The sequence below is a fragment of the Streptomyces sp. RKAG337 genome (assembly GCF_023701715.1).
Lineage (GTDB): Bacteria > Actinomycetota > Actinomycetes > Streptomycetales > Streptomycetaceae > Actinacidiphila.
Genome location: NZ_JAJOZA010000001.1, coordinates 1,516,511 through 1,529,655 on the forward strand (window position 1 = coordinate 1,516,511; position 13,145 = coordinate 1,529,655).

Here is a 13,145-nt window from a genome sequence, read left to right on the forward strand (position 1 = left end):
CACTGGTCCCCCGTGTGCTCTGCCATCCTCTCGTGCACCACTGACAGTGGGTCCCCCGGGTCCGCGCCGCCGGGCGCGTCCGGCCGGACGCGGAACCCCCGGCTGTCAGGACACCGGCCGGGAGTCGGCCCAGACTCCTTCGAACTCCTCGCGGTAGACGTCGAAGAGTCCGCTGTGCTCACCGCGCCGGTCGTCCTTGACGACATGGCGCGAGGGACCGCGCAGCACCATCACCGGGACCTCCATCCCGCGGGCCTTGCGCAGATAGGACTGGACGACCGCGAGTCCGTCGGCGCTGTCGCCGTCGACGAGGTACGCGGTGAAGCGCGGGGTCTCGTCGAAGACCCGGATCTCGAAGGCCGCGGGGTCGCGCAGCCGGGCCCGGACCCGGCGCATGTGCATGATGTTCATCTCGACGGAGCGGCTCAGCTCGCCGCGCCCGAGCCCCAGCTCGCGCTCCCGGCGGCGGACCGCGCTGCTGGCGGGGTTGAGGAAGAGCAGCCGGATACGGCAGCCCGACTCCGCGAGCCGCATCAGCCGGCGGCCGGAGTAGTTCTGCACGAGGAGGTTCAGGCCGATGCCTATCGCGTCCAGCCGGTGCGCCGAGCCGAAGAGGTCCTCGGCGGGCAGCTGGCGCTGGAGCCGGACCCGGTCGGAGTAGACGCCGACGACATCGGCGTAGCGGTCGGCGACCAGTTCCTCGACGACGTCGACGGGGAGCCGGTCGGCCGCCGCGTAGCCGGATCCGGAACCGAGGATGTCCAGCAGCCGGGCGGCGGCCCGTTCGGCCTGCGCGAGGACGGTGCGGGACAGCGCGCGGTTGCGGGAGACGACATGCCGGGCGACCTCGAGCTCGTCGAGCGCGAGTTCGAGATCGCGGCGCTCGTCGAAGTACGGCTCGAAGCACGGCCAGTGCTGCACGACGAGCTCCCGCAGCTGCGGGAGGGTCAGGAAGCTGAGGATGTTGTCGTCGGCGGGGTCGAGCAGGAAGCCCTTGCGGCGGCTGACCTCACGGACGGCGGCAGCGCGCTGCACCCATTCGTGTCCGGCCGGGCCCGCGGCGGCGACCACCCACTCCTCGCCGTGCACGGGCTCGTAGATCGGGCGCAGCACGGCGTTCACGACGGCGCGCAGGCGCTGCTCGACGAGGTTGAGCCAGACGTATGCCCGCCCGGCGCGGCTGGCACGGGTGCGCACCTCCGCCCAGGCGTCGGCGCCCCAGTCCAGTTCCGCTCCTATCTCCAACGGCTGCGCGAGCGTGACCGCGCCGGGCGCACCGTCGGCAGTGGCGCCGCTCTGGTCTCCCTGATCTCCGCCACTGGGGAGCACAAGGCCTCCCGACGTCACCACGCCACCGCCTCCCTCCCCCGTCCACGATCAAGGAAGGCTACTGCCCACCGGGTGGCACCGCAGCCCTATCGACCCTACTTGACTACAACCGCACCGCGTCATCACCCTTACGGTTGCTGGCCGTTGGGACACCGGGTGACGTACTGAACCCTTTCCGGGGAAGATCCGATCTTCGCAAATGGCACTTTTGCCCCCACATCTACGCGAAGATACAGCGTTGACAACGATGTGACCGGGCGAGCGGCCTACCGTCATCCGGTCCCGGAGTGGAAGAGTCGCGACATGCAAGTCTGGCCGGGTACGGCATATCCCCTCGGCGCCACGTACGACGGCGCGGGCACCAATTTCGCCCTCTTCTCCGAAGTAGCCGAACGCATCGAACTGTGCCTGCTGCACGACGACGGCTCCGAAACGGCCGTGGAGCTGCGGGAGGCCGACGCCTTCGTGCGGCACGCCTATCTGCCGGGCGTGATGCCGGGTCAGCGGTACGGATTCCGGGTGCACGGCCCGTACGAGCCGGCCAAGGGCAACCGCTGCAACTCGTCGAAGCTGCTGATGGACCCCTATGCGAAGGCCGTGAGCGGGTCGATCGACTGGGACGAGGCGGTGTACGGCTACCAGTTCGGCCAGCCGGAGACCCGCAACGACCAGGACTCGGCGCCGCACACCATGACCTCGGTCGTGGTGAACCCGTACTTCGACTGGTCCGACGACCGGCCGCCGCGGATCGACTACCACCGCATGGTGATCTACGAGGCCCACGTCAAGGGCCTGACGATGCTTCACCCCGATCTGCCCGAGGAGATCCGCGGCACCTACGCGGCCCTGGCACACCCGGCGGTCATCGGCCACCTGGTGGAACTGGGGGTGACCACGCTGGAGCTGATGCCGGTTCACCAGTTCGTGCTGGACCACCGGCTGGCGGACGCGGGGCTGAACAACTACTGGGGTTACAACACCATCGGTTTCTTCGCCCCGCACAACACGTACTCCTCGCTGGGCGACCGGGGGCAGCAGGTCCTGGAGTTCAAGACCGCGGTGCGGGCGCTGCACGCCGCCGGTATCGAGGTGATCCTCGACGTGGTCTACAACCACACCGCCGAGGGCAGCCACCTGGGTCCGACGCTGTCCTTCCGGGGGCTCGACAACGCGTCGTACTACCGGCTGGGCGACGACAAGCGCTACTACATGGACACCACCGGCACCGGCAACTCGCTGCTGATGCGCAGTCCGCACGTACTGCAGATGATCATGGATTCGCTGCGCTACTGGGTCACCGAGATGCACGTGGACGGCTTCCGCTTCGACCTCGCGGCGACGCTGGCCCGGCAGTTCCACGAGGTGGACCGGCTGTCGTCCTTCTTCGACCTGGTCCAGCAGGACCCGGTGGTCAGCCAGGTCAAGCTGATCGCCGAGCCGTGGGACGTCGGCGAGGGCGGCTACCAGGTGGGCAACTTCCCGCCGCTGTGGGCCGAGTGGAACGGCAAATTCCGCGACACCGTCCGGGATCTGTGGCGGGGCGAGAACGCCACCCTCGCGGAGTTCGCCTCCCGGCTGACCGGCTCCTCGGACCTCTACCAGGACGACGGCCGCCGCCCGCTGGCCTCCATCAACTTCGTGACCTGCCACGACGGCTTCACCCTCAACGACCTGGTCTCGTACAACGACAAGCACAACGAGGCCAACGGCGAGGACAACCGCGACGGCGAGAGCCACAACCGGTCGTGGAACTGCGGCGAGGAGGGCGAGACCGAGGACCCGGGCATCCTGGCCCTGCGCGGCCGCCAGCTGCGCAACTTCATCGCCACCCTGATGCTCTCCCAGGGCGTGCCGATGCTCTCCCACGGCGACGAGTTCGGCAGGACCCAGCGCGGCAACAACAACGCGTACTGCCAGGACAACGAGCTGGCCTGGGTGCGCTGGCCGAAGGCGGACGAGACCGGGGCGCAGCGGCTGCACGAGTTCATCCGCACCATGGTCTGGCTGCGCCGCGACCATCCGGTCTTCCGCCGCCGGCGCTTCTTCCACGGCCGTCCGGTGGAGGGAACCCACGACGAGCTCTCCGACATCGCCTGGTTCACCCCCGAGGGCGAGGAGATGGCCCAGCGGGACTGGCAGGCGGCGCACGCCAAGTCGCTGGTGGTGTTCCTCAACGGCAGCGCGATCTCCGAACCGGGCGCGCGCGGCGAGCGGATCACGGACGACTCCTTCCTGCTGCTGTTCAACGCGCAGGCCGATGAGCTGGAGTTCGTGGTTCCGGTCAACCACGGCAAGGAGTGGCAGCTGGTGGTGGACACCGGACGGGCCGAAGGGGTGGAGCCGGGCAGCGGGCGGAAGGTCAAGGCCGGCGACCGGCTGCAGCTGACCGACCGGAGTCTGGTGGTGCTGCAACGGCCGGCGTAATCGATCGGTCGATGTGATCGTAGGACCGTGCGGCGGGGTACGCACTCCTGCATGACCCCGCCGACGGCCGCCGTGCCCACTGCCACCTACCGGCTGCAGCTGCAACCGGACTTCACGTTCGCCGACGCCGAGGCGGTGGTGCCCCACCTCGCCGCACTCGGCGTCTCCCATCTGCATCTGTCCCCGGTGCTGCAGGCCGCGCCCGGCTCCACGCACGGGTACGACGTGGTCGACCACACCCGGATCAGCGCGGAGCTGGGCGGTGAGGAGGGGCTGCGGGCGCTGTCCAGGACCGCCCGGGCGCACGGGCTCGGCCTCGTCCTGGACACCGTGCCCAACCACATGGCGGTGCCGGCTCCGGAGTACCTCAGCCGCCCGCTGTGGTCGGTACTGCGGGAAGGGACGGACTCCCCCTACGCCCGGTGGTTCGACATCGACTGGGCGGCGCTGGACGGCAAGCTGCTGATGCCGGTCCTGGGCGCCCCGCTCGACGAGGTGCTGGGCCGGCTGCGGGTCGAGGACGACAAGGCGCTCGGCGAGCCGGTGCTGCGCTACTACGACCATGCCTTCCCGCTGCGTGCCGGCACCGAGGAGCTCCCGCTGCGCGCGCTGCTCGACGCCCAGTGGTACCGGCTCGCCCACTGGCGGGAGGCGCGGACCGATCTCAACTACCGGCGCTTCTTCACGATTTCCGATCTGATCGCGGTCCGGGTCGAGGACCCGGAGGTCTTCGACGCGACCCACGCCAAGCTCCTGGAGCTGCTGCGCGAAGGGGTCGTGGACGGCCTGCGCATCGACCATCCCGACGGCCTCGCCGACCCCGCCGGATATCTGCGCCGGCTGGCCACGGCGACCGGCGGCCGCTGGACCGTCGTGGAGAAGATCCTCGGCCATGACGAGCGGCTGCCCGCCGACTGGGCCTGCGCGGGGACCACCGGGTACGACTCCCTGGACCGGGTCGACGGGCTGTTCGCCGATCCGGCCGGGGTGGAGCGGATCACCGCGGGGTACGCCGACTTCACCGGCCAGGACGCCGACCGGGGCGGCGAGTGGGCGCCCACCGCTCGGCGTGCCGCCTACAAGATCGTGACCCGGGACCTGGCCGCCGAGGTGAGCCGGCTCGGCCGCACCGCCGCCCGTGCGCTGCCGGACCAGGACCCGGCCGTGCTGCGCCGGGCCATCCGCGAGCTGCTGGTCCGGCTGCCGGTCTACCGCCCCTACGTCGTGCCGGGCGAGGACGCGCCGGCCGAGGCGGTCACCATGCTGGAGACCGCGGCCCGCGAGGCGGGGGTGCCGGGCGCGGTGGAGATCCGTGATCTCGCGCTCGGCGCGGACGCCCGCTTCGCGGTCCGCTTCGCCCAGGTCGCCTCCGCGCTGCACGCCAAGGCCGTCGAGGACACCGCCTTCTACCGCTGGTACCCGCTGCTGCCGCTCAACGAGGTCGGCCGCGACCCCGCGCACCCCACCACCACTCCGGAGGAGTTCCACGCCTTCTGCGCCCGCCTCCAGCGCGACTGGCCGGCCACCGGCACCGTCCTGTCCACCCACGACACCAAGCGCAGCGCCGACGTCCGCGCCCGGCTCGCGGCGATCTCGGAGCACCCGGCCCTGTGGCGGTCCTGGCTGCGCCGCGAATCGGACCATCTGCGCAGCTACTTCACCCGCGCCGGCATTCCGCTGGTCGACCGGCACGCCGAGTACCTGGCGTGGCAGTACGCCGTGGTCTTCTGCAGCTACGGCGCCGAGGACGTGGTCGCCGCGACGCTGCTGAAGTCGGAACGCGAGGCGGGGCTGCGCACGAGCTGGACGGAGCAGGACCCGGCGTACGAGAAGCGGCTCGACACCTTCACCCGCGAGCTGATCACCGGGCCGACCTACTACGCGACGGCCGACATCTCGCGCGCGATCGAGGCGCCCTCACAGGTCAACCGGCTCGGCGCGGTGCTGCTGCATCTGACGATGCCGGGCGTGCCGGACATCTACCAGGGCGACGAGCACCCCCAGCTGCTCCTCGTCGATCCCGACAACCGCCGTCCGTACCGGCCGGAGGACCGGCGGGCGGGCGGGCCGGACGGCCCGAAGGAGCTGGTGACGACGACGGCGCTGCTGCTGCGCCGCGAGCACCCCGGCTGGTTCGGCCCCGAGGCCACGTACGAGCCCCTGTGCGCCACCGGCCCGGCCGCCGCCCACTGCGTCGCCTTCGTCAGGACCGGACGCTCGATCACCGCCGTCACCCGTCTCTCGCACGGTCTGGAGCAGGCGGGCGGCTGGCGGGACACCGAACTGGCCCTGCCGCCGGGCGACTGGACCGACCGGCTGACGGGCACTCACCACCGCGGCACCGTACCCGTCGCGGACCTCTTCGCGACGCATCCGGTGGCGCTGCTCACGGCGTAGCGCCACCGGCTCCGAGGGCTCCCCGGTCGGTGTCGGGGAGCCAGTGCCTCGCGGGGTCGTAGGCGAGCCAGTCGTGGGCCCGCGCGGTGCGGGCGAAGGCGTCGAGGAGCGGTCCCAGGGCCGGGTGGCTCTCGCTCGCGCGCCAGATGACGTGCCAGGCGTAGAGCGGCGTCGGGTCCACCACGGGGATCTCGACCAGGCCCGTGCCGGACGGGATCTCCACATCGGTGGGCAGCAGCGAGAAGAGGTCCGGGCGGCCGCGCAGATGGTCGAGGAAGGGTTCGAGACCGAGGTTGATCCCGCCGAAGTCGCCCGGGATGTCGAAGCGTTCCACGAAGCTCCGGAGGAATTCGAGCTTCTCTATCGCGGCCGGGAACCACAGCCGGCCGGCCCGCAGATCGTCCGGGCGCAGCGCGGAGGCGGCGGCGAGCGGGCTGTCCCGGCTCAGCACCGCCTTCACCGGGTCGAGCCGCACCAGCCGGCGGGTGAGGGTGCGCGGCCACGGCTCGTCCAGGCCGTGGGTGCGGCCGAGCGCGAAGTCGATCTCGTCGGCCCGCAGACCGGCCAGCGCCGTCACGAATCCGGGCCGCAGGCTCAGCTCGATGTCCAGGTCCGGCTGTTCCCCGACGACCAGCCGGATCGTCCGCAGCGGGACGAACATATGGCCCCACACGGTCACCCGCAGCGGGCGCTCGCTGTGCCGGGCGGCCGCCACCGCCGCCTCCCCGGCCCGGACGACGTCCTGGGCGGGCCCGAGGAACCGCTGCCCGGCGGGGGTCAGCCCGACGCCGTGCCCGGTGCGGTCGAAGAGCCGCACGCCGAGCGCGTCCTCCAGGCGGGCGATGCGCTTGGACAGCGCCTGCTGGCTGAGGAACAGCTCGGCGGCCGCCTGGCCGAAGTGCAGCCGCTGCGCCGTGACGACGAAGGCCCTGACCTGCGCGAGATCGAGATCCACCGCCGACGTTCCCCCGTTCCGGTACGGCTCATGCCTGCCGGGTCGGCTGCACGATCACCTGGCGCAGATTAACGTGCGCGGGGCGGCTGGCGACAAACCCGATGATGTCGGCGATCTCGTCCGACGACAGGGTGCCCATCGCCTCGTACATGCCCCCGAGCTGCGCCGACAGCTCCTGGTTGTCGATGTGGTGGCCGAGCTCGGTGTCGGTCAGCCCCGGCTCGATGTTGGTGACGCGGACATCGCGCGGGCCGAGTTCGGAGCGCAGCGACGCCGACAGATGGGTGAGCGCGGCCTTCGTCGCGCCGTAGACGGCGTAGTTGGGGAACGTCACATGCGCGCCGATCGAGGAGATGTTGACCAGATCGGCGGGCCGCCGCTCGGCCGCGGCGGCGACGAGGTCGGCGGTGAAGGCGCGGATGATCCGCAGCACGCCCGTCACATTGGTGTCGATCATGCGGGACCATTCGTCGATCCGGCCGTCGTCGAGCGGGTTCGGCAGCATGACGCCGGCCGAGTTCACCACCAGGTCGACCGGTCCGTACGCCTGGTGGATCCGGTCGGCGGCCGCGTCCACGGACGCTCCGTCGGTGACGTCGACCGGTACGGCCAGCGCCTGGCCGCCGGCCGCGGCGATCTTCCCGGCCAGCTCGTCCAGCCGGTCCGCGCGGCGGGCCAGCAGCGCGACCCGGGCGCCGTGCGCGGCGAGCAGCCGGGCGGTGGCCTCACCCATGCCGCTGGCGGCTCCGGTGACGACCGCGGTACGGCCGGCGAGGTTGTCGTAGCTCATGAGGAGTGCTCCCTGAAGTGGTGGTGCGGGGGTGTCCTGCTGACGAGCTCCACTCTGCGACCGTTCGCGAAGGCCACCCAGGGCTGTGCTTTTCCTGGGTCCGGCAGTACCAGGCTGGCTTTCGGGCGGCGCTCTACCCTCTGTCCATGGACAGAGATCTGAGCGGGTTCCTGCAGTCACGCCGCGCGCGTATCCAGCCGGACGACGTGGGCCTGCCCGCGCACGGCCGGCGGCGAGTGCCGGGGCTGCGCCGCGAGGAGGTCGCCCAGCTCGCCGGGGTGAGCGTGGACTACTACATCCGGCTGGAGCAGGGCCGCGGCCAGAACGTGTCCGACGCCGTGCTCGACGCGATCGCTCGCGTGCTGCGGCTCGACGAGACCGAGCAGGAGCACCTGCGGGCGCTGGCCCGGCCGGCCCGTACCGCCCGCGCGGCGGCGCGCGGCAGCCGGCGGGTACGGCCGGGGCTGCGGCTGCTGCTCGACTCGATGAGCGGGCCGGCCTTCGTGCTGGGGCGGCGGATGGACGCCCTGGCGTGGAACGCGCTCGCTGACGCCGTCTCCGGGTTCTCCGCGTACCCGGACGGCGAGTGCAACATCGCCCGGTCGGTGTTCCTGGACGAGCAGACCCGCGGCCTGTATCCGGACTGGAACGCGGTGGCCGCCGAGACCGTCGCGTATCTGCGGCTGGACGCGGGGCGGCACCCGGACGACCAGCGGATGGCCGCGCTGATCGGTGAGTTGTCGCTCAAGAGCGACGAGTTCCGGCGGCTGTGGGCCGATCATCTGGTCAAGGAGAAGACCTACGGGATGAAGCGGATCGCCCACTCCGTCGTCGGCGAGCTGGACTTCGGCTACGAGACGCTCACGCTGCCCGGTGATCCGGACCAGACGCTGGTCGCGTACACCGTCGCGCCCGGCTCGAAGACGGCCGAGCGGCTGGCGCTGCTCGCCAGTTGGATCACGGAGCCGGCCGTCCGGACCCCGTGACACCCCCTGGAGTGCACTGACAACCGACGGTTGTCGAGACCGCCAAAAGGCTGTTGGACACACCCTCTGACCTGCGGCTTTCCTGGATCTCAGCGCGGCACACCCGCACCGCGCCGGATCGAGGAACAGACGATGAAGGCACTGCTGCCCACCGGGCGCCCCGACGGCCTGGTGGTCCTGGGCGACACCGAGGAGCCCCGGCCCGCGCCGGACGAGGCGCTGGTCAAGGTCGAGGCGTTCTCCGTCAACCGGGGTGAGGTCTTCCGGCTCCACACCCCGCAGCCGGGGCAACGGCCCGGCAAGGACATCGCGGGTCTGGTCGTCCAGGCCGCGGCGGACGGGTCGGGGCCGCGGGCCGGACAGCGGGTCGTGGGTCATCCGGCGGGCGGCGGCTGGGCCGAGTACGCGGCGGTCCGCACCGACGCGCTCGCCGTCCTGCCGGACGGCGTCTCCTCGATCCGCGCCGCCGCGCTGCCGCTGGCCGGGCTCACCGCGCTGCGGCTGCTGCGCACCACCGGCTGTGTGTCCGGACATCCACTGCTGCTCACCGGCGCGTCCGGCGGCGTCGGCCACTACTTCACCGAACTGGCCATCGGCGCGGGCGCCGAGGTCACCGCCGTCACCGCGACGCCCGAACGCGGCAAGCGGCTGGCCGAGTTCGGTGCGACCGTCGTGCATGACCTGGCCGACGCCCGCGGCCCGTTCCACACGGTGCTGGAGTCGGTGGGTGGCGCGTCCACCGCCCGGGCGCTGGCGCTGCTGCGGCCGCGCGGCACGCTGATCTGGTTCGGCCAGGCGTCCCGCGAGCCCGCCGAGCTGAGCTTCTTCGGCTTCTTCCAGGGCCCCCGCTCCGGCACCGTGCGGCACTTCCACTACGAGCACTTCGACGAGGCGTTCGGCCCCGATCTGGCCGCCCTCGTCCGGCTGGTGGCGAACGACCGGCTGCACCCGGAGATCGGGCGCCTGACCGGCTGGCAGGACACCGCCGCCACTCTCAACGACCTCCGCGACCGGCGGATCACCGGCAACGCCGTACTCACGATCGGACAGTAGTGATGACCACCCTCACCACGTCACCCGCCACCGAGGACGGGGCCGCTACCGGCCAGGACGGCCTCCTCCGGATGACCGCCCGTCAGCGCCTCGTCCTCCTGCTGCTCCTCGGCTCGCAGTTCATGCTCGCCGTCGACTTCTCGATCCTCAACGTGGCGCTGCCCGAGATCGGCCACGGTCTGGGCTTCTCGCTCGCGAACCTGCAGTGGATCGCCACCGCGATGATGCTGCCCGCCGCCGGGTTCACGCTGCTCTTCGGCCGGCTCGCCGACTTCGTGGGCCGGCGCAGGATGCTGCTGGCCGGCATGGCCCTGCTGGCCGCCGGATCGCTGGCCGGCGGGCTCGCCACCGGTCCCGAGATGCTGCTCTGCGCCCGTGTCGCCCAGGGCCTGGCCTCCGCGATGGCCACCCCCGCCGCGCTCTCGCTGCTCACCACCTCCCTGCCGGAAGGTCCGCTGCGGGCCAGGGCGCTGGGTCTGAACGGCACCCTCATGTCGGCCGGCTTCACCGTCGGCGCGATCTTCGGCGGCATCCTCACCGACCTGCTGAGCTGGCGCTGGGCCTTCTTCCTCAACGTGCCCGTCGCCCTGGTCATCCTCTTCGCCGCCCCGGCCGTGATCGAGGAGAGCCGCGGCGCCCGCTCCAAGCTCGACGTCCCCGGCGCGATCACCGTCACGGGCGGGCTGCTCGCCCTGGTCTACGGCGTCACCCTGGCCGGCCAGCACGGCTGGACCGACACCACCGCGCTGGGCTGCCTCGCCGCCGCCGCTCTGCTGTTCCTCGCCTTCTGGCGCATCGAACTGCGCGCCGAGGCCCCGCTCGCCCCGCTGCGGATACTGACCCGGCCCGCCGTCAAGTGGGGCAACTTCGGCGGCCTGATCACCTTCACCATGGAGAGCTCGGTCGTCTTCCTGCTGACGCTGTACATGCAGCAGGTGCTGGACTACTCGCCGCTCCGGACCGGCCTGTCGTTCTGCGGTCTCGGCGTCGCCGCCTTCGCCGGCGGGATGGCCGCCCCGCGGCTCATCGGCCGCCACGGCACCCGCACCGTGATGACCTGCGGGCTCCTCGTCCAGGCCGTGGCCACCGCCGCCTTCTGCTGGCTGGGCACCGGCGGCGGCAGCGCCCTGACGCTGCTCCTGGCCGCCTCCGCGGTGGGCGCGTTCGGCCACCTCGCGGCGATCGTCGGCTACATGGTCACCGCGACCTCCGGTCTGCCCGACGACGAGCAGGGCCTGGCCACCGGTCTCGCCTCGATGACCCAGCAGGTCGGCATCACGATGGGCATCCCGGTGCTCAGCGCGATCGCCACCGCCCGCACCACCGCCACCGGTTCGGTGCTGAGCGGCATCCACACCGCGCTGCTCGTCGACGCGCTGATCGTGCTGGCCGGCTCGGCCCTGGTCTTCGCCGGACTGCGCCGCCGGTAGGCCGGTGGAACGGCGGAGTCCCCCCTGTCACCGCTGGGGGGACTCCGCCGTTCCGCGGTCGAACGCATCGGCGATCGCTCATACTCACCGGCGTGACCACCGACTTCATCGACTCCGCCGAGCAGGAGACCCTGCGGGTCAGCCCGCTGGAACTCTTCTTCGACCTCGTCTTCGTCTTCACCATCACCCAGCTCACCGCCAGCCTCGCCCACCATCTCGACGGGGGCGGGCTGCTGCGCGTCGTGATCATGCTCGCGGTGATCTGGTGGATGTACGACGCGTTCATCTGGCTCACCAACGCGGTGCCGCCCACCTCCCACAGCCGGCGCGGGCTGATGCTCGCCGGCATGGCCGGCTTCCTGATCATCTCGCTGGCGATTCCGCACGCCTTCGACGGCAGCGGTGTCGTCTTCGGCCTCGCCTACCTCTTCGTCATAGCCGTGCACACGGGCACGTTCGCCGCCTCGGGGGTGGACCTGAGCTCGGTGGCCCGGATGGGCGCGCTGAACGTCCTCAACGCCGCCCTCGTCGTCATCGGCGGCTATCTGGAGGGCACCGCGCAGCTCTCCCTGTGGGCGGTGTCCCTCGTCATCCAGCTCTCCACGCCCCGGCTGGTGGGCCTGGGGGAATTCACCATCCGCTGCGGCCACTTCGTCGAACGGCACGGCCTGGTCATGATCGTGGCGTTCGGCGAGTCCGTGATCGCGATCGGCGCCGGGGCGGGCGACGCGCCACTCACCGCCGGGCGGGTCAGCGCCGCCGTCCTGATGCTCTGCGTCTGTCTCGGGCTGTGGTGGGCGTACTTCGGCCACGGGAACGACGAACGGGGAGAGCACGCCCTGGCGGAACTGCCCGCCCGGCAGCGGAACTTCGCGGCCGTGCGGATCTACAACCTCGGCCACTACGGGCTGCTGCTCGGCGTCCTGCTCTTCGCCGCGGGCGTCAAGTCCGCCGTCGGCCACGCCGGGGACCAGCTCGGCGACGCCCAGGCCTGGGCGCTCGCGGGCGGCATCGCGCTCTTCCTCGCCGCCGACACCGCCATCCGCCGCGCCATCCGCCTCGGGCCGCTCCTCCCCCGGCTCTGCGCCGCGGCCCTGCTCGCCGTCACCGTCCCGCTCGGCACCCGTGTCACGGCGCTCGCCCAGGTCGGCGGCGCCGTCCTGGTGCTGGGTCTCTGCTTCGGCTACGAGGAGCTGACGGCGCGCAGCGTTCCCGCGTCGGCCGGCACCGTCCAGGCGTAGCGGCGCTTCTCCCGGGAGGTGGCGCCGAGACGGTCGTAGAACCGGATGGCGCCCTCGTTCCAGACCGGGGTGTTCCACTGCACCTCCTGCAGACCGAGCGCCGCCGCCTCGGCCGCGACCGCGTCGATGAGCAGCCGGCCGAGGCCCAGGCCGCGGTGCTCGCCGTCGAGGAACAGACAGTCCATGTGCAGGTACTCATGCCCGGACCAGGTGGCGAACTCGGGGGTGCAGGTCGCGTAGCCGGCGAGCGAGCCGTCCCGCAGCTCCGCCACGAGGCAGATCAGCCGGGGCTCGGGACGGTCGAAGAGCGCGTCGGCGAGCCGCTCCGCGAAGCCTGCGGCGGGCGGGTCGGCCTGCTCGTAGGCGGCATGGGAGATGGCGAGTTCCGCGACGCGCGGCAGGTCGGACCTGGTCGCATGCCGGACGACGGGTACATCCTGGCTCTGGATCATCCGGCCAAAGTAGTCCCTGGACAGCCTCGCCGGGACCGGGCTACGGTGTGCGGACGCCCGAGAAGATCACGGAAGGAGGCGAGAGCGA

The 13,145-nt window shown here is 71.8% G+C and carries 10 protein-coding genes; 6 read left to right on the forward strand and 4 right to left on the reverse strand.

Features of this window, described 5'->3' with window-relative positions:
- Nucleotides 1-105 precede the first annotated feature (105 nt).
- The gene (locus tag LNW73_RS06700) at nucleotides 106-1,347 is read right to left on the reverse strand and encodes an SAV2148 family HEPN domain-containing protein (RefSeq protein WP_187145341.1); all 1,242 of its coding nucleotides are present in this window, start codon (nucleotides 1,345-1,347) and stop codon (nucleotides 106-108) included.
- Between the two features lie 285 nt (nucleotides 1,348-1,632).
- Here LNW73_RS06700 and glgX point away from each other — a divergent pair, with 285 nt between their 5' ends.
- Nucleotides 1,633-3,753, forward strand: coding sequence for a glycogen debranching protein GlgX (glgX, locus tag LNW73_RS06705; RefSeq protein WP_250989306.1), 2,121 nt, complete (start codon nucleotides 1,633-1,635; stop codon nucleotides 3,751-3,753).
- Between the two features lie 51 nt (nucleotides 3,754-3,804).
- Entirely contained in the window at nucleotides 3,805-6,150 is a 2,346-nt protein-coding gene (treY, locus tag LNW73_RS06710) for a malto-oligosyltrehalose synthase (protein ID WP_250989307.1), read from the forward strand.
- On the opposite strand, the gene LNW73_RS06715 is transcribed toward treY, so the two are convergent.
- Both LNW73_RS06715 and LNW73_RS06720 read right to left on the reverse strand, forming a co-directional pair.
- Nucleotides 6,140-7,105: a LysR family transcriptional regulator gene (locus tag LNW73_RS06715; RefSeq protein ID WP_250978238.1), complete on the reverse strand. Its 966-nt coding sequence runs from the start codon at nucleotides 7,103-7,105 to the stop codon at nucleotides 6,140-6,142. The genes treY and LNW73_RS06715 overlap by 11 nt on opposite strands.
- A 28-nt stretch (nucleotides 7,106-7,133) precedes the next feature.
- Nucleotides 7,134-7,895 (reverse strand): SDR family oxidoreductase, encoded by a 762-nt coding sequence (locus tag LNW73_RS06720; protein ID WP_250989308.1) that lies wholly within the window; start codon nucleotides 7,893-7,895, stop codon nucleotides 7,134-7,136.
- Nucleotides 7,896-8,041: 146 nt separating this feature from the next.
- Between LNW73_RS06720 and LNW73_RS06725 the strand changes: the two genes are divergently transcribed.
- The 4 genes from LNW73_RS06725 (at nucleotide 8,042) to LNW73_RS06740 (ending at nucleotide 12,605) form a co-directional block, all read left to right on the forward strand.
- Nucleotides 8,042-8,881, forward strand: coding sequence for a helix-turn-helix transcriptional regulator (locus LNW73_RS06725; RefSeq protein ID WP_250989309.1), 840 nt, complete (start codon nucleotides 8,042-8,044; stop codon nucleotides 8,879-8,881).
- Between the two features lie 132 nt (nucleotides 8,882-9,013).
- Complete coding sequence (locus tag LNW73_RS06730; protein ID WP_250989310.1) at nucleotides 9,014-9,934, forward strand: zinc-binding dehydrogenase; 921 nt, start codon at nucleotides 9,014-9,016, stop codon at nucleotides 9,932-9,934.
- Between the two features lie 2 nt (nucleotides 9,935-9,936).
- Nucleotides 9,937-11,364 (forward strand): MFS transporter, encoded by a 1,428-nt coding sequence (locus tag LNW73_RS06735; protein WP_374118048.1) that lies wholly within the window; start codon nucleotides 9,937-9,939, stop codon nucleotides 11,362-11,364.
- Nucleotides 11,365-11,456: 92 nt separating this feature from the next.
- On the forward strand, nucleotides 11,457-12,605 hold the full coding sequence (locus LNW73_RS06740) for a low temperature requirement protein A (protein WP_250989311.1): 1,149 nt from the start codon (nucleotides 11,457-11,459) through the stop codon (nucleotides 12,603-12,605).
- Here LNW73_RS06740 and LNW73_RS06745 read toward each other — a convergent pair.
- Nucleotides 12,548-13,057 carry a GNAT family N-acetyltransferase gene (locus tag LNW73_RS06745; RefSeq protein ID WP_250989312.1) on the reverse strand — a complete coding sequence of 170 codons (510 nt, stop codon included), beginning with the start codon at nucleotides 13,055-13,057 and terminating at the stop codon, nucleotides 12,548-12,550. The two genes, LNW73_RS06740 and LNW73_RS06745, sit on opposite strands and share 58 nt — an antisense overlap.
- Between the last annotated feature and the right edge of the window lie 88 nt (nucleotides 13,058-13,145).